The organism is Salinibaculum rarum (assembly GCF_030505615.1).
Taxonomy (GTDB): domain Archaea; phylum Halobacteriota; class Halobacteria; order Halobacteriales; family Haloarculaceae; genus Salinibaculum; species Salinibaculum rarum.
The window spans coordinates 2,117,055-2,139,563 of the sequence record NZ_CP129992.1; the positions used below are offsets into that span (position 1 = coordinate 2,117,055).

Sequence of the window (22,509 nt, forward strand, 5' to 3'; positions counted from 1 at the left end):
ATTCGTTACTCCTGCGTGATGGTGACGAAGTTCAGTACGAATTCCTGCGGGAGGACACCGCCGTGGTAGAACCGCGCGTCCGGAAGGCCTTGATTTCGGAATCGCTGAATCGGGTCTGTGAGAATCCTGACTTTGGTATCATCGTTGAGGTAGCCCAAGTGAGTGTCTTCGTCCAGTAAAACGCCGGGCCCGTTGTCGTCAAGGTCTGTGCCAGCAACCCATCGACGGGTGACTTTCTCCGCATTATCCGGTGGATGGAGGTCGTTGATATCGACGTGTTTCGGGAGGGAAACGAAGCCGTGGTCGGAGAGGATGTACGCGCGATCCCATTCTCCCTTCTGAAGTTTCTCGCAGATGATGTTTGAGATCGTATCAAGGCGGTCGCTAAACGCCTCCTCAAAGTCCGTTATCTCCTTTTCTCCGGTATCGTCGATGTCGTTCCAGTAGTATGCGACACGAGTGTTACTCCACCCCATTTGATCATCTTCGTCCTGCATGATGTAGCTCCACCCGTCGTTTTCAAGGAGTGCCTGGCGGTGGTGGTTCGTGATTTTCCGGCCGTTGCGCTCGGCCACTAAGTCCCTGTCTTGGAGTTCGATGTTGAAGCTGAACTTGCTTCCCGGTGTGAGTGCAGCTTTCCCGAACTCGGTTTCGGATGGGAGCGTCCCGACCCACTTTTCCTCGTCAACTTCGAGGTTCGGCAGTTCGCGGCGGATGGAGTTTGCGAGTTCGTGGGCGAGGTCAAATCGCAGTGCATCGATGATGAACAGCACGACGCTCTGGCCGCTCTGGAGGTGCTCCTGTTCCTCCGCGAAGAACTGATGAGTGTGGCTCTCGCCGACGAACGGCGAGCCGTTTTCAATCTCATCAACCATGAGGTCGCCGAGGTCAGAGAGGTAGTCCAGATATCGGGATTCGACAAGCGACGAGCGGAGGTCGTCAAGCGCCGCGGTTGCGGGGTGTTCTTCGGGGAGTTTAGTTTCCGGCTCACCGGAGATGATGAGGTTGTACACTGCGTGGTCGATCTGCCACGTGCCGTCCTCGACGTTTCCGTAGAGGTCAACGACATCGTCGGCATCTCTGCTCTCTTCCCATGTCTGGAGTTCATCAGCAAGGGTTGCCACGTCGATGGCCTGTTCCCACACGTTCGTCCACGGGACGTCCCCGTATGTCGTTTCGAGGCGGTCGTGGCGCTGTTTCGCTTGCTTCGTGCATGCCTCGTACTTGCCAGCGTCGAACGACTGCGTCCACTCGTCCCACAGGCGGTGTTCGAGGGAGGCGTCAACCGGGCAATCGACGAGGCCCCACGGGTCCTCGTAGGTCCGAAGGATATCGTGCCAGAACCGTTGGTCAGGGTCAAGATAGATGCCTGCGAGGGTCCCTTTCTGATCAGTCTTGCTCAGTACGGACTGGAGGTCAGGTCTGTAGACTCCGATCCCTGTGTCAGTCTCTGACTGGTATTCCTGTGGAAGCTGCGACTTCTCCAATCCCTCGTCGATTAGCCATTCGGCGACCGCCCACCGGCGTGTGCGTTCGACGATGGTACTGGCGTCGGTTTCACCTTCGACAGCTTCGACGCCCTCCGTAACCAGTAGGTCACGGATTTCCAGCAGATCATCATCGGTGGGAAGCGTTTCCGTGCCGTGTTCGAGGACGTACTCGACGGGGTCGTCGTGACCGCCGAGTACGATTTTGGTCTGAAGGCTCTGGAGCGACGGGAGACCACCATCGCCGTTGAGGGATTCACCGATCGTTTTGGCGACTTCCTCGCGGTCGTCGGCCTCGGCGTACGCTTTGCGAATCGTTCCCGCTTGGAGCCGGTCGTCTTCGAAGCACCGCATGGCGAGCTTCCCGATGTGGGCTTCGACGATGTGACCGGTGTTCTCGACGTCTTTGAACCAGTCCACATCGTCGGTACGGGGCTGTGGAACGTACCAGACAGTACGGCGGCGAGGTGCTTCAGCCCGGAGTTCCAGTGGTGTCTGTTCGGCAGCGTGGAACTCACAGCCCATGGAGTGGCTTGCGTTCCTAACGATGTCGCGGAGGTAGCCACCGTCGTCCCACCAGAGGATGACCGGCTCCTCGTCTGCGGCTTCGTCGATGCCGCTCTGGATTGCGTCGTGGGCAGCCTGTGGGAGTGTCCTCGTCGCTGGCATGGTTAGAGAACGTCATCTTCCACAGTCTCGGGAACGATTTCTGCCTGTGCGAGCGGCGTGATGTTGATTTCGACGCCGTGTTTATGATTTGGCTGGTATCCCTCTGTCGTTATTTCAGAGAGCGCGCGGTCACTCCAATCCGATGGGATTTGCTTGTCGATGGTCTGGCAGCGGTCGTCAATCTCCTCTGCCAGTGCTTTGAATTCCGCTAACGGCGGAAGGTCCTCGATGCTTTCCACCTCATAATCTTCATCGTCTGCGTACTCATCGACCATCGCTTCCAGATACTCCTCGTCAACAATCGAGGGGTCATCAAGGCCGGTCGCAAGCGAGGCAACCATTTGCTCGTCCTCGGACAGATGATCGTTCGGCTGACCGTCTTCATTGAGCCAGTCTTCTCCCTCCCGTTCGAAGTAGTAGGTCATGAACAGGATGCCGGTGCTGGAGTAGTGGTCCGACCCTTTGAGTCGCCAGTTGAAGTAGTCGAAGAGATCGGCAAGGTGCGCCTCAACGGATTCATCAACTGGCTTAGCGTACTCCTCACAAGCGTGTTCGAGTTCGCCAAGAGCGTCGAGCCATTCCTCACGCCACTTCTCGACAGCGTTCCAGAAGTTGTCAGAGAACGTGTCCTGGAACCACTCCTCGCCCTTTTCGTCACGTAGCCACGCCAGCGTATCGATGCGTTCGCTGGTCTCCTCACGGAAGACAGCGACTTTCGGAGCCAGTTCGTCCACTAGTTCCCGGTCCTCGTTGTCGAAGTCGCGCTCGTCGGTGCTACCGAGGTCCTGAATCACGTCCTCGAAGACGTTGATTTGATTGAGTCCGCTCGCACAGCGCTCGTACTGCTCTGTGGCCTCGGCCTGCTCGCTTGCCGATAGTGAGTCATCGCTCCGACGGCGATTCGCTGCGCTGCGGCGCTCCCGTAGTTCAGCTTTCCGTGGTTCGAGGTACTGTTTGGTGAGTCGGTCGAACAGCCCTGCATCGAGGCTGTGGTAGTCAACGAAGCACGCGAAGCCTTCGCCCGTCGAGTCAGCAATGAGTCGCTCGGTGGTAAGCTTCCAGAGAGTCGGCGTATTCTCCATCTGATTGACGTGGTATTCGAACAGGTCGTCTTCGATAAACTCCCTAAGGTTAGGGTAGGCTTCCTCCGCGGCTGATTTTATTCCGAGGATATCGTCAACCTCAGCGAGGCGGTTCTCAGCATATTCGCCATAGGCGTCCTCAAAACGCTTGATGATCCGGTCAAGCATATCGCCTTCATCGTCCGTACTGTGTAGAGCGATAATGCCGTCGGTCTCCTCACAGACTGCTTCGATTGCAAAGTGATGGACGAGATCTTTCACTTGCTGGTCGATGTTATCAGGGACTTCAGGAACAGATTCAGGGTCCGAAACTTGGCGGTCTTCCGGACTTTCTGAAGTTCGTAAGTATATCTCAGTGAGTATTCCCTCCTGTTCTTCCTGTGAAATTCCTAGCTGTGAATAAATTCTTTCGTCTATCTCCTCTGAAATATCCTCCGTACGTTTTTCCTGTATTAATTCGGTCTGTCGGACAGTCCTAGCGTTTGTCTGAATTTTTCCAGAATCCACATCAATACCGAAATTCGGTAGTTCCTGTACAGAATGGTCCTTGGAATGGGCATGTTCATAAATGAAACCTGACTTGGCACTTTCCGGAAGAAGTGCAGGTCCCCTGTAGTACGGACTTGTAGGATCCGTCTGTCGTTCAGTCAATTTCGCCTGGAATTGTTGCTTTGCTAACTCGGCAAATTCATTCACGTCCTCAAATTCCGCAATCCACGGAATACTTCCTACTGCATCTGCATTCCAGTGCCGCTCTGTCGTCTGAGAAAGAAAAAGGGCATTATATAGGCTTGAGTTCATCACAGCTAATAGTGTCCAGAGAGATACATCTTTCTTTGGAACAAGTAAGAAGCCGTTAGTACTGAATAGTCCTCCAGCGAAGTAGCCGAAACGCCGTCCTGTCTCTTTAATATATGTCCATGTGAGCCCAGACCGTCCGTAGAGATGTTCGTTAGGAGTTCTAACGAACGAACTTGATCGCTTCATTTCCTCTCCCTGATTATCCCACTTCACCATCTTCGCCATCTTCGGGGCAATCCAAGCGTCAGCACCACCGTGCGAGAACGGTTGGTACAAATCCTTCTTACCGATCTCCCAATGGTATCGTATAAATCTATCGTCATTTCCGGTTACAATACCAGGACCAACCCAACAGAGTGACTCGTCATCTGTTCCTGCATGTTCAGCGTCAATTTTAATATTCCGTTTGTACAACTCTCGTACAACTTGTGGCACGGAATAACATATAGGAGACCGAGGAATTTGCTCAAATTCACTCAGACTGATTGAAAATAGCCGCTTTATTTCTTTTTCAGTCTTGCAGAGTACATCAAGAAAAGTGGCCTCTTTTTCAATAGTATCCACATCGTGTAAACGGATGAAAGTCCCGTTTGATGACGGATCAACTCCAGATCGGATAACAGTTCCAACTGTACGAACTGTTGCGTTATCTAAGACACCAATTCCAAACTCAGCCAAGAAGTCGAAACTACCTTCAGAGCCTAAGAAATCCTTCCTGAACTCGGTAAATCTTCCTTTGAACATAAACTGTCTCGGGACGAGCATACCGGTACGACCATTCTGAGTAGTCAGTCTATCACAGGCTTCAAAGAAACTGATGTAAAAATCTGCCTTATACGAATATTTTTCTTTCACATACTTTTGAACGATATCAGGCATTCGATTTCCAGAACCATACGGAGGATTCATCAGTGCCACATCGTAGTCCTGCGCCAGAATATCCAGCAGCCGGACGAAGCTCCGCAAGTCTTGTGCAAGGAACGAGTCTGTGTCTCGGTGTTCCTCCACAGCCTCTCGCAGACTGTGCAGTACCTGTCCGAGCGTGTGGCTCTCCCGTGGGTCGTCGCCGAGTGTGATCTGCACACCGTCAGTCTCGCTGTCGTCCTCGAACAGGTCGCCAAGCGTTCCTCGCACGTCGAGCAGGCTCCCGAGGCCGTGGACTTCCTCGAACGCGTCTAGGATACGCCGGAGTGCCTGCTCGACTTCTTCGTCCTCGCCAGCCACTTCGTCGAATACCTCCTCAACACCCTCGATGTCGGCCACTTTCGCGTCTGCGCAAACGATACCGACTTCCGGCATGTCGAAGCCGTCTGCGCCTTCGGCCTCGGTCCGGGTTCGTCCCTTCAGGTATAGATTGAACGCCGCGAGCTGGCAGGCCCGCATGTCCAGGTCAACGCCGTAGAGGTTGTGCTTCAGAATCTTCCGTGGGATTTCCTCTTCGGGAAGGTTGGTTTCGGCACGCCAGATGCGCTCCAGCACGTCAAAGGCGTACAGCAGGAAGTGCCCGCTTCCACAGGCAGGGTCGATAACGCCAAGCTCTTCGGGGTGGTCGAAGTCGGTTGGCTCGCCTTCCTCCTCGGAAGGAACGAGGTAAGTACAGAAATCAGCGATGTCAGGTGATTCGCCGGGCGAGAGCGGGCGGTTTTTGCGCTCGTCCGGGGAGAACTCTTCCTGCGTTTCGACGACATCCTGTAACTCGCCGGTGTGTTCGAGGTAGAGTTTCCCGAGCGAGTTGTCGGTGAGCATTCGGACGACCCAATGTGGGGTGTAGAACTGGTTTGCAGGCGGGACGTCGTCGGGCTCTAAGCCGTCACGGTCGCCTTTGCGGCGCAGGTCGTCGAGTAGTTTGACGTTGTAGTACTCGTAGACCCACCCGAGGACGTCGTCGGCCCGCCAGACGGGGTCGGGAACTGAATCCAGCATTCCACAAAGTTCCTCGAAAGTATCGTTGTCTGGATCGATCAGGCTGTATGCCGATGTGCGATCGAATAGAATCTCGATTTCGTCGGCGAATTTGTCGCATGCTTTGTGGTAGGCCTTTAGAATCGCTTCGTCCTCCATGAGGAAGTCTTCCGTGCCGTCGTTGAGCGGCTCTGCTGCTGGCGTCAGTCCGTTGTCCTTGAACACAGTGACTTCCTTGTCGATGAAGCCACGCACCTCCAGACAACGGAGTGCAGCGAGACGATTGACGATGGTGTATCCGACACTGGTGATGTACTTCTCGAACCCTTCACTCCAGTCATGACCGTCAACGCTCTCTAACTCGATTGCTTCGACGAGATCCTGTGTGTCTTCGTCCAAATCGTCCGTGTCGTCTGGTTTCTCCTCAAGTCCTCTCTGCGAGAGTTGGAATCGAACGTTGTTTTCCACGCGCTCTCGCATCTCAGTAACGACGTCTTCGAGATGTTCCCGCTCTGCCTTGTCGAGTTGCGCCTTCCGCTGAGAAAGTGAATCGCTATCCATGGAGGTTACTCGTGAATATCATGTCCGACAGCGACAACTGACTTTAATGTTGGCTCATCGGAAGAGAATCCCCGACGGTAGTGCTATCGGTCAGTCGGCTAACTGGCGTTGTTCAACTCGGACTTTGGACGTGTTCCACAGTGTATCTAAGTCAGTCTCTCTCTCGTCCGAGATGTAGCGTAGCAACTGTGCTTTGTTTTCGAACCGGCGAAGTTGGTCTTTCGTACTCATAGGCGGGAGTCACCTACGGTTCACCTCCAGCGATGTTGCAACCTCTTCCAATCGGCCATAGAGAACGTGGGCTTATTATGGGTTCTCAGTGAATTCCATTTGAATGACCATTGAACAGGACGAGTTTCTTGAGCAACTTCAAGAGGTTGATTCCCATGAGTTTGAGAAGTTTGTGGCGAAACTTTGGGAGTTACAAAACTGGAATACTTACGTGACGAAGGATTCGGGTGACGGCGGGATTGATGTCATTGCCGAGCAGACGACACCGTTCCCGAAAAAAGAGGTAATGCAGGTTAAGCGGTACAATCCATCGAAGTCGGTCGGGAGGCCAGATATCCAGCAGTACTCAAGTATTCGGCAAGAGCGGACTGACGTGGACACGGTGGTCGTAGTGACTACTGGTCAATTCACCGAGGGTGCGAAGAATGTGGCGAAGAAACTCAATGTAAAACTCGTCGACGGATCTCAACTCTATAATCTTATTGAGGCGCTTGATGCATTCCAACTTGCTCAATCATATATTGATCCGGAAGCCGAGCAGAATGGAATGGTCCATTCTGATACGGAAGCTAGCAGCACAAACGTACCGTCACAGAAAAGGAATGCAACTGAGGACCTGCAATCAGTAACCGAGTTTGACAATGACACACAACTGGAAAATATCCCAACATACCTGCCAAGTCTGATAAAACTTCGAAGGGAGATTACCAATGATATACGACACTTTCGGTCTATCCTTGCCAGCGCAGAAAAATCCTACCACAAAGAACGATACTTCGAGGCTGTAGAAGAATACGAAAGGGTGAATAGGCGACGAATAGATCTGCGACAAGAAATTGCCCGGTATGATGCTGGACTAACACGTATTGACAGTGATACTGCCAGACAGCTTCCCTCTACTGAGACGTTCACTACAGAGTTAGCTCAACTTACAGAGGGAGTTGATGAGCAATTCAAGAAGGCTTTCCAAATTGCTGAACGAGCAAAAGGACTTGACCTACTGGCAGAAGAGATCTCGGACCGCGTAGATAGCGTTAGGAGTCGTATCGAAACCGGCGATCAAATGCGTCAGAGTGGACGAATTGAAAGGGCTCATTCGAAGTACAACCAAGCTAAGGATCGTCTTGAAGACGTGAAGAAGACGATGGAAATGTATGAAGACTTGCTCACGGTACATGACGACGCGGTTGTTGAAAGTCACCAAGGACCTCTTCAGGATGGTCTATTGACACAAATCGAAACTGAGGTGACTAACAAGATCAACTCGAAATCGGAACATTTGGAGATCCCCTCCATTGCTGAGGATGCAGTTGGTTCGTTCAATGTAGAACTCCTGACTGACAACAACGGTGAGTTATTTGATAAGGATTTGATCGAATACATCGAGGATGAAGAAAAGCTTGAATTTGTATTTGTACCACCGAGAAAGGGCTTCACAATCGCTTCCTCTGACTCGACAAAAGAGGTACCCCAACATGATACATTAGAATCGGGTGCCAGCTTCCTGCTGGTCACTGATCAGAGGATCCTGTATGTTGCAGGCGTGAATGATCACGACGAAACACGGAGTATTGGATACGACAAAATCGCTGATGTGGTTGCTGCAACAGATGTGAACCCACCAACCCTACAGTTCACTACTATTGACGGGACAGGGTACAAATTTGCCGGAATAAGGAATAACGAATCTGATCTTGGTTCAGCTGCCGAGTATATTAGCCAATATTCGAAAGAATAAGTCAGTAGATAACATTCGTTTCTACATTCAGCTGGCTACGGCCCTCAGAAACTATTCAACGCGGCTGACTATTAAGATGAACCGTTGCTAATAACTGGTTCTCTAAATTGCGAACTTGGGACTTAGTGGTGACAGAACCCCTCTAAAGTAGGAGTGACTTGATGCAGCCGATAAACCTCATTCGTCACTGTCAATAGCTATGATGTCTGAGTCCTCAAGACTATCTAACTGACTTCGAATTGCCCGAATCCTGTCCAGTACCGTATTGGCTTCAGACAGCAATTCCTTTGACCGATCTTCGGATGGCCGCTCATCTGAGTCTACCGTACGCGTCACGCTATCGGTGATGGTGGCGTTCGGTAGCTCTTGTCGAAGTTCCTCAGCGGTACGCTGTAGATCAGTCCAAACATCGTCGTCTGGTCGGGGCGGTTGCGGGTCCTCGGCTTCTTCGATGAGTTGTTGCACTCGCTGTCGGGATGGCGGCCGTGATGCGTTGAGGACGCTCACAACTGACTCTGTCGTGGGTGAGTCATGATACTCTTCACGGAGAGTGTCTCCAGCAGCTTTCAACTGTGACCACGGACTCGTCTTACCGTCTAAGATAGCCCGCGCCTGTTCGTAGGTTTTTGCCTGCTGGCGAACACTGGACGCGACGAGTGCAGCCTCGTCGATTTGTTCGCCGTCCCAAGCAGTCTCAAAGACTGCTTCGAGGCTGTCGAACGAGATATCATCAAAAGTGGCCGTTGCCTCCTCAAGCAGAGCCCTGATATCCGCCTCGTTGTCCTGAACCCATGCTGTGATGTCTGCGCAGATGTCAACCGGGTCCGACGCGTCACTGTCTGTTCCCGTGATGTGACGGTGCTGCGCTGAGAGTTCGTCAACGCGGTGCCCCGTTGCGTCAGTGAGCCGTGACGTTACTGTCTGTTTCGTCGGGACGGATCCGCTGTCAGCGGTTGCCTGCATCCGCTGTCTGATCGGGGCATTCGGGTAGAGCGACTCGACCAGGTCGAGCGTGTCGGTAAACTGCTCCCACAGTGGCTTCCCGTCGTCGGCAGTGAAGAGTTGGCGAGCGTCCGCGAATGTCTCTGCCTCGGCCGGAACACTGTCTTTGACTAACTCCGACATCGTGATGTCGCCGCCGTCATATGCTGGCGAGACCACGGCTTCAAGCGCGTCTAAGGAAACATCGAATTCTCGGGAGGTTCGCTTGAATGTCTGCTTGACGAGGACGCTGTTGCTATCAACCCACGTGCTGAGTTCGTCCAGCCACTCATCAGGATCATCAGTTTCCGGAGTCTCACCGAGGAGTGTCGAAACAACTTCTCGGACCTCAGCGACGTCGATGACTTCTTCGAAGCGAACCTGCAGGGAGGTGAGTCCTCCCTTGGTGCGAACTTGTCGCCCGATTGCAGCGGGGTCCGTGACGTAGTCGGCGTCCTGTTTGAGAGCCACGTCTTCGTTCGACGTGGCGAGCGTGATAAGCAGGGCTGCAATTGACTCTTTCGGCGTGCCGCGGTAGTCACCATCCGCAGTTTGTGTCTGCTGGAGAAGCGTCTCGACGTCCACTGCAGTTTGTGGTTCGTACTGGTTGATGAACTCCCGGCACCAGCCGCTATCATCGATTTCTCTGTTCGACGTGTCCACGCCGAGCGTGACCGTGTCGCGGTCTGCGAACGGCCACTCGCCGCTTGCTCGGAAGAATGTCGCTAATTCCTTCGCGTCCCGCACTTCTGACAGCGGACGCGAGAGGACTTTTCGAGTGGAGCCAAACACCCTACGGAGCTGGTCTTCGATGACTTCATCCAGAACCTCCGTGCGCTCACCCTGGTAGTCGTGGACAGTGTAGACGGATGCGTTTTCTATGATATCGGTCACAGAGGACTCTAAGCGACGTTCCTTCGTTCGGTGTTCCCGTTCGAGGTCTTCGTGGCTCTCAGTTTCCTCGTCGAGAACCTTAGACATCCCAAGGACGTTTCTGATTCTGTCGGTAGTTGTCTCGGAGACGGTAATCGCAACGAGAATGTGCTCACCCCCTTTGCGGCCATCATTCACCTCCTGCCATTTCTCTACTTGCTCGTTGATCGTCTTTTCGTCGTCAGCAAGAACACGGACCTGAAGCGCATCATACTCTGTCGAGGGTGCTCGGTCGATTTGATCACGGATCGAATACTCGTAGCGGAGTGGAACGAGGCGTTCATCGCCAATATCGACTTCGTGGCGCTTACTATCGCTTCGGAAGAAGTCGTCAGTTTCGCGGAGGCGCGTTTCAATCCACGCAGAGAGTTGATGTGGAGAAATCTGTCCGGCCCGTGTATCTGCACGGTCTAGGATGTTCTCTTGCTCCTCGGATACCAGCGTATAGACTTCGTCGCCTTCCTCAGTCGTCTCCGTCAGGACCTTCTGCTTGCTTTCTAGTTCGTTGAGTGCCGACTGCACGTCCTCGACAGTTTCTTCGACCGATGCGCTCACGTGGTTGACCATCAATCGGCCGAGATTCTCCGGTGTCGAAGGGACAGCAGGCGTCTGATTGAGCAGGTACAAGGCTTTCGACACGCGGACTTCCCGAGCTTCTTCATTTCCGCTGAACGTCGGGATGAGCGTGTTATCAAGCATCTCCTGCACCCACAGCGGAACGTACGTCGTCTCCTCAACGAGCAGGTCGAACAGTTCGTCCCACGTAACGAGTGCGCCCGGTTCAGCCGAAGCCCAATCGAATTTGGTGAACAGCGATCGCACCAACACGAGCAACGCTCGGCCTTGGATGTATTCGCGGTCTGTCTCTCGGCCTTGGGTGATCAGTTCCTGCATGACCGCACGGAGCAACGTCAGGTCGTACTCGCGGAACGGATAGGACTGGACCGGGTCTGGATCAGAGCTTTCGATCGATGAATAAGTCTGTAGCGAGAGGTCCGGTATCTCCGAGATGAGCGACGAGACGCGTTCAGCATCGTCTTTTTGTAGCCATCGCTTTCGGACAATGATCTCCGTATCTGCACCCTCAAGCGGGACTTGCTGCTGTGTCCAGTGGTCTGTTGGTGGTTCACCGATGAGGTTCTTTCGCGTTGCTGGCAACGAGTACTGCCCGGTCGTGATTACGACCGGGTTCGGGCCGCGCTGGAGCGCCTCCATCGTTTCCTCGAACTCTCGATACCGAGTTGGACTATCCCCAACGAACAACGCGACTTCGTCAAGGCCGAGTAGGAGTTCGGTATTCGAATTACCTTCATTCAGCGCTGCAGTCGCGGTCTGAATGCGCTCAACGAGATCATCCGGTGCGAAGGACTCCTGATCAACGTCAGCTTCGGCTTGCTCAACCGACGCTTTCACGCCGTCCCGACTGTCGAACCGGGTTCCGGTCGTCGATTGGAGTGTCGGGAGTGTCTCATAGAGCCACTTGCGCAGCGACGCACGGTCGTTTAGAGCTTCGTCGAATGTCTGCCCATTATGCTCGACAGTGCGGAGCTCGTCCCACACGCCGTCATGTTCCATATCGAGTGTCCACGTCCACTCAAGCAGCCAGTTGTAGTAGGTCGGATACCCAAGTTCACGACCGAGTGCCTCGAAGATAAGGAACGGAAGTGGGGGCTCCTTCGAAGCATCCCGGTCAAGAAGGTTCAAGAACACCGGTACGAGCCGATCGACGTGTGACGCGTCAATCGACTTTGCAAGGTTGTCGAATCCAGGCCACGTGTCGGCGAGTGTCTCACCCAAGTGGCTGTACTCGGAGTCGGTGTCCGCGAGCAGCCCAACGAGTTTCAGCAGGTGGGTCTTCCCCGACCCGAAAGTGGCGTGTAGGTAGAGGAACCGTGCAGTTTCTCCGGGGTGCGCTTCAATAGTCTCCCCAAGCCGTGTGAGTGCCCGCTTTGCACTGTCTGTTTCATGGAATTCTTCGACGTCAGTCTCGGCCCGCTCACGGGCGTTTACCTTCTGCACTTCTTCGAGTTGCCGCGTCGGATCACGGCGGAACAGGTCTTTGATACTCATTGTTGAAGATGCTCCTCCAGAATTTGTCCGTCAATCTGATGCGCCGGGTAATAGCGTCGTGAATCGCCGCCGAAGAAATTCAGGTTTCCAGCGACGACATCACCGGGGAACGGAATCCCAATAGTTGACTTGACGTTTCGACGATCCAATTCGTCAAGAAGTTCAGAAGCCCGCGTGAACGGGTATAGGCTGCCGAGATTCAGCAATAGAACGATATGCTGTTGCGTTTCTAATTTCTCGTCATCGATTTCGTGTGTGACCATTTCCTGGACGAGTTCTTCCGCGAGCCGAGTCTGCATTGTCTCCTCGATACGTTCGGAACTCGTTTCACCACCAAGAGCGACTGAGAGATTGTAGACTTTCGTTTCTGAGAGGAGTTGATCAAGCCAGACGGGCTGAATAGTAACTCCTGAATCAAGGGTTGGCGGCTCAGTAGCATTCACGGCCCATTCATGTAACCGCTCAGTAGTCCGATGTTCAAGCGGTGGATCGACCGCCACGATGACGAACGGATTTCGGATGCCAGCCTGCCCGTTGGCAAACGTACACAACTTTTCTTTGAACGCTAAGTACGGTGAGTCCGTCATCGGATGATCACCCCGGATTCCACGTGCTCAATGTCCAGTTCATGATTCTCGACGAGGGATTCGAGACGCTGGTCGATGCTCTGTCGATCATCGGGGACTACCCCGATGTGGTCAATATCGTCCGGCCTGCGCTCACCCACAGCCGTCGTGAGGCGGTTTAGCCGAGATTCTAACTCTTCCCTGTCGTACTTGATGGCATCAGTATACGGTTGCGTCTCTGAGAGGCGGTTCGTGGCCGAAACAAGCGTGTCCTCGTCAGTAGCAGAGAGCGCGGTGATAGCCTCGTCTATCGTTTCATACCAGCGCTGCAGGTCACGGAGCGGCGTGATGTATTCCCGCTCGAACCCTGCTTGGACGCTCGCGGGAAGATCCGTTGCAGGAACGACCCACGGATGGCTGTCGATACGTGAGACGAACGTGGAGAGGTTTTGCTCTTCGATGAAGTCGCTCCAGACCTGCTGGAGTTTGTCGTCAAGCCCGGTCGTCGTTTCGCTGATTAGGGTCTTCCAGCCACCGGTCGTCCACCACTCACTATCGAAGTCACTGAGTGCCTGACGCTGTGTGGCTGCTACCGACTGCACGTCCTCGGTAACCCACTCGAAATGAGGGGTCGCAGCGGCAAGCTGTGCATCGAACTGATAGAGGGTGTTCAAACGGCGGTTCCAGACATCGCTGACCTCGTCGAACCACTCCCGTGCTTCGTTCGTTTCTTCGACGATGTCGCAGATATTTTCCTGCGCTCGTATGCCGTCTAACCGCGTTGAAGCTGCTTCACTCTGGCCAGATAATTCATCGATGAGATTCTGAAGTAAGCCGGAGACGGCTTCGGAGCGGATATCAGTCTCACTGACCAACTGAACGTCTTCACGGAGACCGTTGAGAGACGAGCGCAGCCGTTGATTCGTTTCCCGGAGGTTAATCAGGCCATCAGCAACGGATTCCGTGGTTTCTTTGAATCCACCTTCTCTGAGGCACTCGTCGGGAGAGTCAGACGGCAGTAATTTCAGCCTCGTCGTTGAGAGTTTCTTCCGGTCAAGAATTACCTCGTTCTCTAGTGTCTGGCCGTCATCTCTGACAGGGACGAGCTTTTCGGCTCGGCAGTGCCCCCAAATGATAGCTCGGAGCGCAGGGCGCACTTCATCGTAGAACGGCTTTTTATCGACGATTCCATCAAGAACTCTGTCGATATGGAGGCCGTTTTCTTTGTCTTGCAGTTGACGACCAGTGAGCGCAAAGACGTTGCCCTTGATTGTTTGACTACCATCATCCGAAGACAGGTTCGGTGAAGGAACTTGAATTGCTTGGGCCCATCTCGGCAAGGGATCTTCAGCTGAGAGGTCTGCCAGTTCCTGGAGGCGACTCTCCGTCACCTGCAGCATCATCGGATGGAAGTCATCAGGATACCTGACATCCACAGTGGTCTCGACTGCAGTCGATATGGTACTGATATCAGGATTATCTTTGACAGCGTACGAACCGGCCTGCATCGCACTGGTGAGTTTACTTCTAACGGCACTTGCTCGTCGTTCCAAGTCTCGTTCGACAGGTGGCGGTGCATTCCGCATCGAAATTGCATCTCGCAAAGCCCACCACTCAACGAGATGTTTTCGCAGGTCATCTAGACCGTCCGTGTCGATCGACCAATAGAGCGTTTCCCTGTCGCCGGAGTCCGACGTGTGATTGGGATGAATACCCTGTACCTCGACAGTAACATCAAGTCCGCCGTCAGCTTCGAAGACCGTCTCGAAATCAGTACCGTCTACTCCGAATTCATACGAAACCGGATACTCCTCGTCAGTATCTTTGTACGGGACCGATTTAGGAAGTGGTAGTTCCTGAATAATTCCTTCCCAAAGATGGTCATCCAATGCCTGTAGAATTGAGTCCCATTCTGGTGTTTCCTCATTCGATTCAGCTTCCGTATAGATAATCCGCTCCTCGATAGTTGCGAACCGGTATCGTGCCTCGTTTTCGTTCTCATTTGGCCGGATGAATTTCTGCATCCGGTCAAGTGACTCTTCGACCCGATTTTGTGTGCTGATCCAAGAACGGCCGTTCAGATCGGACATCACGGAGACAGCGATGTTCCCGTCTGTGAGTGGTACCATATCGTGAACGTGCTGTAGCAACAGCACTGCTTTCGCCACCTTCAGATCAAACCCTGTCAATTCACCCTCATCAACCTCGCCAGCGATACCTCGACCTGCGTTCAGTTCGTCAAGCTCTGAGTCTTCTTCGCTCTCCCCGGACAGCGCTGAGTTATCCGAGCCTTCGATGACGTGCATGTCCTGAGACAATGTCTCTTGGAGCTCAGGTTTGACCAGTTCGTAGAAATCAACAAGGGTGATGATTTGGTCCGGCTCATCGGTTTCAATCCAACCTTCGAGAAGGTTGTGCATGAGCGCCAGTATCGCACGGGCAGTACCCGAGAAAATCGACTTTGCCGGATCAGTGGCCTCTTTTCGGAGGTTGAACAGAATTTCGAGGAACAGCGGCGCATGGTACGGAAGGAACGGATAATATTCGATAAGCTCCTGCCTGTTTATCGCATCGAGTTTTGGGTCTGTATTCTGCTGAACATCACTGTAGACCAGTGACTCCATCGGCTTCACAGACGCATCATCGAGTAACTCCTGAATCTGTGTGTTCCCGGTTTTGGATTTCTCGAAGAGTCGCCGCTTCGCAATGTCGCCGACGTGCTTGCTCGGGAGCTGATACCGGTGAGGGAACCGATCTTTGAGGATGGTAAAGTCTGCTCCACGAGCAGCAAACTGCGGCTGAGTGTCTTCGATGTCAGCTTGAGCCGTTACAACCAACTGGATGTTATCGTTCTCAACTTCGTCGATATTCTCTGCGAGAGTCTGGAGTTCAGTTAATCGACCAAAATCAGTCCCGATGAACAGGCTCACCTCGTCAAGAAGCAACACGAGTTTCACCGGCTCGTCCCGCTCCGCTTCACGTTCTTGCCGAAGATCCTCCAATCGACTCACTACTTCGTCAGGATCGATATCTGACGGCTGTAGGTCCGTATACCCATCGAGGATGCCGTTTACCTCCTCAAACAACGTTGGAAGAACAACATCTGCCAGCACACCGTACTCTTGAATATCGGTCCAGAGGCCGTTGGAATCCCAACCGTAGTCACTAGCCGCTATGCTACTTTTCAGAGCACTCTCTGCGCGGGCCTGTCTGTCCGGCCATGCTCCCGTTGTCCGAAACCAACTTTCGAAATAGGCGACATCGAGTTGGGAAGACAACCCTTTCGAAATCCCATCGTCAACGCCGGTCAGCTCCGGATTCTGGTGGGCATGGCTGAGGATTATCTCACTGAAGCTCCGCGCCTTCTGCCCCTGGTATTTCAGGAGATTGATTGAGACGGGAATGACGTGGTGCTCATCATGAATTGTCCGCCACTGCTCTCGTACCTGTGCCAGTTCATCGTTCGCTTTACCGCCTATAAGATCTGCCCACACGGTATCGTGTTGCCCATCGATCCAGTCTGAATGCAGTAATCCGTCAAAAACAGTCAATAAGTGACTTTTCCCGCTCCCATAATAGCCGTAAAGCCAGTAATTCGACCCTGTTCGCATATCGTCCGCTTGACCGAGCATTCTATCGGCAAAGTCCTGAATAAACCGTTGGGAGTCAGCAGTCAAGTGGTATGATTCTATAGCTTGTTGGCGATGGGAGCGTTCGTCACGGTCGATACGAACGGATTCTTCGAAATCTTCCGGGAAGTCCTCAAACCAGCTATCGCCGTCCATCAGGCATCCTCCTCCGTGCCAATCCACGAATACGGGCCATCAGTGGGTCGTAATTCGAGTCCTCCGTGGAGTTCGATGTATTCCCATGCTTCAATGTTAGCGGCCCGGTCGTAGAGTTCCTGCCAGCGATTTTCGGGTTGGAAGAGGTATACGTGCCCGAGCGGAGAGTCAAGCCAATCTTCAGCGTCCTGTTCGTATGAGTAGCCCATTGAGACTAGCAGCGGAACCCTCCCAAGCGATGGAGGTTCCCCTTTCACTGCTCGTTGGTCTTTCAGAACGCCGATTTCACGCATCACCGATCTGAACCCTTCGCACCAGCGCTCAGTCGTTGACTCAGCGTAATCAAACGACGTGCCGTCAGCGTATTCGAACTCATTCAGAACAGACGTTAGTTCTTCGTTCGAGAAGTCAAGGGCATCAGGATGGTTTTGTGAGAGTCGCTGTGCGTACCTGTGAACAGCGTAGCGAACAATTACATCATCGGCGACCAAGTAAAAATAGAGAACTTGGGCTTTGTCCTGCTGTGTCTCACAGTCTTCTAGCACTGCAGGAAGGTCATGGGGATTGGGAAGACTTGCAGGTGCGTTCTTGAACCGTGAAGTAAGAACGCGATAGATTTTCTGTGAACTATCTCGAGTACTGCGGTTTGAAAGCCGCTCATCAAACCAAACTTGCTTGACGTCGTTCCAGTTCCCATGTTCGTGGTAGAGGCGAGCAAGTTCCTCCGCTCGCTCGATTAGGAGCCCACACATGGTGAGATCCATGTTCACCGCTTCAGATGGGAACTGCCGAGAAAGAGAAGGCAAGGAGAGAGTGCTGTTATCCGGACCAGTATCCATGTGACTCCAGAGTCAGCAGAGTCACTTATTAATTTGTCATTGGGAAAACCAGCTATACCTCAACGATGTCTCCTTCCGGAACCTCAACGGTCACTTCTTCGTTCGGTGCGAGTTTGTCGAAGGTGACGACTGCTGTTGGTGTCCCGTTTGGGAGCCGAAGGACGAATTCGAGGTCGCCGTCGGCTGGAACGCGGACTGTGCCGAGGACGCCGCCTGGCCCGCCGTTGCTGAAGTCTTGGAGTTTGGGGGTTCGCACGTAATCGGTTCCGTAGGCCATTTCGTGCATCCGCTGTAGTTGCTGGTCCCACGTCCGTTTCCCCTTGTCTTGGGCGAGTGTTTCGAACACGTCGGCGCTGACTTCGATCGTCCGTTTCTCGGACTCAGACATGTGTGAGTTCGTTGTGAGCTTGGTGAGATAAAGTGTAGTCATACTGGTGATGGCCTCACGACTCACATAGCGCTTCGCTGCTCGGAGGAACAGCGTGAGTGGTCGTGTTTTCGAACAGTCAAGACTAACTCCTCGGGTTTTGAACCGGCTTGTAGAGGAGAGAGTAATGTCGGATTCAAATCGGAACGGGATGTTGTCTGCAGAGCAGTTCTATGCGCAGGGCGTGTTGAATGTGGTTCGGGATTTTGTTGAGGAGTTTGCTACGCGGGGAGAATTGAACGCGTTGAATCAGATTATCACCGAGGATGAAGATCTTCTCGGCGGGGTAGTTGAACAGATGCCGGAACGGTTTACTGAGGAGAAGTTGATCCGGCCGATGCTGGAGGCGCTCGGTTACGAGGATATCGTAGCACAACCGGCGGATTTGATGAAGGATCAACGGACGGTCCCGGATTTCAAGACTGGCGGTGTTGCGATACCGTGCGTGTGTATCGTTGAGGCGAAGAAATTCGGAGAGATCGACCTGTCGGATGAGCAGTCGGAGGTCAAAGACGAAGTCACGGAGTACCTCGGTGAGAACGCGCTAGCGAAGTACAAGCGCGACTTGGACCGGCAGTATCTGATGGGGATTGGGACCGACGGCCTCATGTGGCTGTTGTACGGAAAGAATCTCGACACAGGGCAACAGACAGTGGTACGCACTGTATCCCTCCGGGAACCGTTCCGGCAAGCTGTGCTGGCGGAGCAATACGAGGATGCAACCGGGGAGTCGTGGGTGACTGACCAGCGGCCACATGTGCAAGCAGAATTCGTGCCGCGGTTCACCGCGGACGGGGCGAGTGACGCTGTAATGACTGAGCTACAGGACTAACTCTTTCAGCGAGACAGCAGGGTGTGTGGCGTATCGATGCCGATCAGTTTGTGGACTTGCGAAAAGAGCTGTAGAGTTTAATCAGAGTGTGCCATACGCGGCTGACTCTGTCATCATGGCACTATGACGCCCTTCAGGACTGGTTTATGCGAAGTTTTCCTGGATATATTGGTTCGCGTCAGGGATTGAGAGTGGTGTTGCTGAGCTTCCGATTCGTACATAGAAGTCATCATCACCGTAGTAAACGGGATTCGGTGATTTTTCAACAGAGACGACACAGACTGTTTCACCGTTGAGTTCGTCGAACGAGACTTGAGTATAGGTTGATGCGAAATGCTCGTCAAGCTTGTCTCTAATTTCTTGATTTAGTTGGAGCTCGAAATCATCTTTCCCGTTCTGCATTAATTTCAAATCTCGGTCGATACCTGTCACTTCTTTTTCTTTGTCTTCGATGCCGATGATGAGTGTGCCGCCTTCAGAGTTTGCGAAAGAACAGATTTCCTTTACGGCTTCTTCTCTCAGTTCTGTGTTGGGTTGGTCCCTATGGACATCATAGAGCATGGTTTCCTTGAATTCGATACGATGGTTCTCGCCTTTTTGTACGAGATCGGCGAGTGATTCGTCCTTGCCGCCGTTGTCGCCGAAATTATCGAATGATTCCAGGAAGTCGTTGACTGCTTGTGCTAATAGTTCGCGTCGTTTAGCGAGGAAGTCTTCATAGTTCTCTAGTTTCCAGAGTTCCGGGTTGTCGGGGATGAATTGTTTTTCGAACGCTTCAGGATAGTTTGTCCGGACGTCGGGCAGGTATTCAGCAGGGAGGTCGGTGAAGATTTCATAGTTTCCTCGTGAGGTGATGAACGCTCGGTTGGCGATTTCGTTGACTCGTTTCTTCCCCATGTGATTGCTTGAATTGTAGAGTTCGTCGTAGAGCCGTGATTTTGGGAAGATGTGGTGTGATTCGAGATTGTAGCTGCCTTTGAGCGGTTCTCCGGTTTTCCAGTCAACAGGGTTGTTTGCTCGGGTAACGATTCGAACCATGTTGTAGAACCGTTTGCTGCGTTTCCCGCGGCCATCAAAGTCAGACGAACGCACTTCGATCTGCCCTCCGCGATTATCTTTGATTTCTTCCATCAATTCTTTCGTCGGTTGCTCATCGTTCAGCAGTGAGAGGTCTTTTTCGAGAGTGGTGTCCGTAGAGCGACCGTAGCGTGACCACATCATAGCGACATACATCCATTTGAGGAAGCTGTTCTTTTCTGCCTGATTCAACCGAATGTCGTTCTTGTCAAGATACGCGATTAATGGGATGAGAACGGCTCGCGTCGTGATATACGATGAGTCCGGTATGTGCCCTTCATTCTGCAGGAAGTTCACGAGGTAATCGAGAACATCCTCTATTTGCTCCCATTTCTCCATGAGAACAGCCTTGTCTGTATCGTAGACCTTGTTGTAGGTCATCGTGCCAGAAATAACGGCAACGATGCATTTGACGTAGAAGTCTAGATCAAAGCTGAAGCCTTTCTCTGCGAGATCGGCTTGCTTCTTTTTCATTTCTCGCCTGATGTATGGCCACTGCGCACTCATGTGAGCAAGAGCGAGTTCAGCATCACCGAGGTCGGTACCCTGTGAGTTCACACGGTCAAAGAGATCAATAGCTTGGTGAACGTCTGCAGATTTGGGGAGTTCTTCTAACGGTAGCGGCCGGGAAGTTATCCTCTCCAGTTGTTTGATTTGTGTGTGGTAGTGTTCGGCTTTTTCTGAGATTTCGTCTGACTCGTCACCGATTTTCTCACGTGCGATGTCCCACGCGTTGATTCCGTCATTGAACACATCAGTGATTTTAACCCACTCCGGGTTATCTCGCGTACGGCGGGCGTGCAGAATAGTTAGCACGGCTCTGCTGGCTGATCAGCGATTCTGGAGGATCGATAGGAACTCTCTCGGAGATGAGGCAGGGACAGTGAGATGTGTCAACCACTACCCTGCCACACCAAGATACGATCACAGAGGTCTTGAAATCACTGGAAACCGAGACAACAGTACTATTCGAACATCTTGATCTCCAGTTTCTCTATGAATTCCCCGTGTTCGCCCCCGATCCGCGGGGGCGAACGCGGGAGTTCCATCCACCTGAACTGTTCCGAGGATTGCTTCACTGCTTCTACAACAGAATCTACGAACCAGAAGCGATGGCTCAAGAACTCGCCAACGATGATGTCTGGCGTGTCTGCGAGTTCGAGCGACCGCCGTCACGGCGGACGATTGGCCGGTTTATCGACGATCTCTCTGGTGTCGTTGAGGAAGTCTTCTCACGAATTCTCCAGCAAGTGCTCGTCCGAGTTGAACTGGGTTCTTGCTTTCGGATTGACGGCACCGATGTCCGGGCGCCTCGCCCGGACGAGGATGCCTCGTGGAACTACGACAGTACAGCTGAGGAGACTTACTACGGCTACGGTTGCTGTCTGGTGACGACCGACAACAACATCCCGATTGCCGCAGAGTTCACAGATGAGAAATCTGTGGACAAGGCGACGGCGAGGCGCATCACACAGGATGCGCTCGCCGTCAAAAAGCCAGTCACGTTCGTTGGTGACGCAGAGTTCGACATGTTGGACTGGCACGACGACCTGATTGAAGCAGGCGTCGTGCCAGTGGTTCCGTACAATCCACGGAACACAAATGATCCACCAGATATCGAGTACCGCATCCAGAAACGAATCAAGGAACATAGCGACACTGTCCGCGTCTGGGAAAAGCAGCTTGACGACACCTACGATAACCGGTCACAGGTCGAAACAGCAATCGGCGTGTGCAAGGATCTCGGCCTCGGGACTCCGCAAGTCCGAGGCCGAGAACGGGCAAAAACTCACGTCTTCGTCGCTCTCTGTCTTCGTTTGGCTGTCGTCATCGCTAACCATGAACGAGGAGGTGACATCGCAAGTCCGATCGTTGAGCTATGAGAACTCTTCTGCACGCCCGCCTCGCGTACTCTTGTTTTCGTACTTGAACTCACCTGAGTCCAGATTGAAGTAGAGGTTACGTGGGTCGTGTCTGATTTCGCTGTCAGTGTAATATGGTGGAATGTCGTCTTTGACCAGCATGTAGAGGACAGTCAGTCGTTGCTGCCCATCGAGAAGTACTTTGAAGAGGCCGTATTGTTCCCTGTCAACAGCATCGTTCTTGATTTCAGGTGGGCTCTCAGTCACCCAAATCAACAAACTGCCGATGGGGTACCCTGAATAAAGGGACTTTATCAGCTCCTTCGCTTGGCTCTTCTTCCAAACAAACTCCCGCTGAAACTCTGGAAGTACTATTTCGTTAGATTCGACTTTGTCAAGCAAACTTCCAATTTCGCCCATAACGTGTGTCTCATACTGAACCCACAAAACAACTCGGGCTTTTGTCTCAAAGCATCATTCCGACGTAGATACGGTATTGCCGATCTGGTTGAACGGGAACTCTCAATTCGGTAGTGATGTCAGTTTACGTGTTCTGAGAACACGGCTTCGGTGCTGTTGTTTTTGCCACCGCAATCAAGGACTGTCGCTTTGCTTGTCCCGTATTCCGAGAGATCCCTTGTAAACCGATTTCTCGTTCTTTTCGGC

General features: G+C 52.8%; 12 protein-coding genes. 3 read left to right on the forward strand and 9 right to left on the reverse strand.

What is annotated here, in order from left to right; translation table 11 throughout:
* Positions 1-5: 5 nt before the first annotated feature.
* Positions 6-2,156, reverse strand: coding sequence for a BREX-5 system phosphatase PglZ (gene pglZ / locus QYL91_RS11210; RefSeq protein WP_302080585.1), 2,151 nt, complete (start codon positions 2,154-2,156; stop codon positions 6-8).
* A gap of 2 nt (positions 2,157-2,158) precedes the next feature.
* Positions 2,159-6,502 (reverse strand): BREX-5 system adenine-specific DNA-methyltransferase PglX, encoded by a 4,344-nt coding sequence (pglX, locus tag QYL91_RS11215; protein ID WP_302080586.1) that lies wholly within the window; start codon positions 6,500-6,502, stop codon positions 2,159-2,161.
* Positions 6,503-6,836: 334 nt separating this feature from the next.
* Here pglX and QYL91_RS11220 point away from each other — a divergent pair, with 334 nt between their 5' ends.
* Entirely contained in the window at positions 6,837-8,471 is a 1,635-nt protein-coding gene (locus QYL91_RS11220) for a restriction endonuclease (protein WP_302080587.1), read from the forward strand.
* A 177-nt stretch (positions 8,472-8,648) separates the two neighbouring features.
* On the opposite strand, the gene QYL91_RS11225 is transcribed toward QYL91_RS11220, so the two are convergent.
* From QYL91_RS11225 to QYL91_RS11245, 5 genes are read right to left on the reverse strand one after another with little or no spacing between them, the layout of a single operon-like run.
* Complete coding sequence (locus QYL91_RS11225; protein WP_302080588.1) at positions 8,649-12,455, reverse strand: hypothetical protein; 3,807 nt, start codon at positions 12,453-12,455, stop codon at positions 8,649-8,651.
* Positions 12,452-13,042: a BREX protein BrxB domain-containing protein gene (locus QYL91_RS11230; protein ID WP_302080589.1), complete on the reverse strand. Its 591-nt coding sequence runs from the start codon at positions 13,040-13,042 to the stop codon at positions 12,452-12,454. The genes QYL91_RS11225 and QYL91_RS11230 overlap by 4 nt, the downstream gene beginning before the upstream one ends.
* A complete protein-coding gene (locus QYL91_RS11235; protein WP_302080590.1) occupies positions 13,039-16,806 on the reverse strand; it encodes a hypothetical protein in 3,768 nt (1,255 codons plus the stop codon). The genes QYL91_RS11230 and QYL91_RS11235 overlap by 4 nt, the downstream gene beginning before the upstream one ends.
* Positions 16,806-17,645 (reverse strand): BrxA family protein, encoded by an 840-nt coding sequence (locus tag QYL91_RS11240; protein ID WP_302080591.1) that lies wholly within the window; start codon positions 17,643-17,645, stop codon positions 16,806-16,808. The genes QYL91_RS11235 and QYL91_RS11240 overlap by 1 nt, the downstream gene beginning before the upstream one ends.
* 52 nt (positions 17,646-17,697) lie before the next feature.
* Positions 17,698-18,033 carry a hypothetical protein gene (locus QYL91_RS11245; protein ID WP_302080592.1) on the reverse strand — a complete coding sequence of 112 codons (336 nt, stop codon included), beginning with the start codon at positions 18,031-18,033 and terminating at the stop codon, positions 17,698-17,700.
* Positions 18,034-18,127: 94 nt separating this feature from the next.
* Between QYL91_RS11245 and QYL91_RS11250 the strand changes: the two genes are divergently transcribed.
* On the forward strand, positions 18,128-18,904 hold the full coding sequence (locus tag QYL91_RS11250) for a hypothetical protein (protein ID WP_302080593.1): 777 nt from the start codon (positions 18,128-18,130) through the stop codon (positions 18,902-18,904).
* Positions 18,905-19,048: 144 nt separating this feature from the next.
* Here QYL91_RS11250 and QYL91_RS11255 read toward each other — a convergent pair whose 3' ends face one another.
* Positions 19,049-20,797, reverse strand: a complete 1,749-nt coding sequence (locus tag QYL91_RS11255) for an RNA-binding domain-containing protein (protein ID WP_302080594.1) — start codon at positions 20,795-20,797, stop codon at positions 19,049-19,051.
* Positions 20,798-20,871: 74 nt separating this feature from the next.
* Here QYL91_RS11255 and QYL91_RS11260 point away from each other — a divergent pair, with 74 nt between their 5' ends.
* Positions 20,872-21,864 carry a transposase gene (locus QYL91_RS11260; protein WP_302080520.1) on the forward strand — a complete coding sequence of 331 codons (993 nt, stop codon included), beginning with the start codon at positions 20,872-20,874 and terminating at the stop codon, positions 21,862-21,864.
* Here QYL91_RS11260 and QYL91_RS11265 read toward each other — a convergent pair.
* Positions 21,859-22,263 carry a DUF262 domain-containing protein gene (locus QYL91_RS11265; RefSeq protein WP_302080595.1) on the reverse strand — a complete coding sequence of 135 codons (405 nt, stop codon included), beginning with the start codon at positions 22,261-22,263 and terminating at the stop codon, positions 21,859-21,861. The two genes, QYL91_RS11260 and QYL91_RS11265, sit on opposite strands and share 6 nt — an antisense overlap.
* Positions 22,264-22,509: the final 246 nt, after the last annotated feature.

Excerpts from the sequence above, each read along its gene's own strand:
- pglZ (WP_302080585.1), bottom strand. The coding sequence starts at position 2,156 with ATGCCAGCGACGAGGACACTCCCACAGGCTGCCCACGACGCAATCCAG.
- pglX (WP_302080586.1), bottom strand. The coding sequence starts at position 6,502 with ATGGATAGCGATTCACTTTCTCAGCGGAAGGCGCAACTCGACAAGGCA.
- QYL91_RS11220 (WP_302080587.1), top strand. The coding sequence starts at position 6,837 with ATGACCATTGAACAGGACGAGTTTCTTGAGCAACTTCAAGAGGTTGAT.
- QYL91_RS11225 (WP_302080588.1), bottom strand. The coding sequence starts at position 12,455 with ATGAGTATCAAAGACCTGTTCCGCCGTGATCCGACGCGGCAACTCGAA.
- QYL91_RS11230 (WP_302080589.1), bottom strand. The coding sequence starts at position 13,042 with ATGACGGACTCACCGTACTTAGCGTTCAAAGAAAAGTTGTGTACGTTT.
- QYL91_RS11235 (WP_302080590.1), bottom strand. The coding sequence starts at position 16,806 with ATGGACGGCGATAGCTGGTTTGAGGACTTCCCGGAAGATTTCGAAGAA.
- QYL91_RS11240 (WP_302080591.1), bottom strand. The coding sequence starts at position 17,645 with ATGGATACTGGTCCGGATAACAGCACTCTCTCCTTGCCTTCTCTTTCT.
- QYL91_RS11245 (WP_302080592.1), bottom strand. The coding sequence starts at position 18,033 with ATGTCTGAGTCCGAGAAACGGACGATCGAAGTCAGCGCCGACGTGTTC.
- QYL91_RS11265 (WP_302080595.1), bottom strand. The coding sequence starts at position 22,263 with ATGGGCGAAATTGGAAGTTTGCTTGACAAAGTCGAATCTAACGAAATA.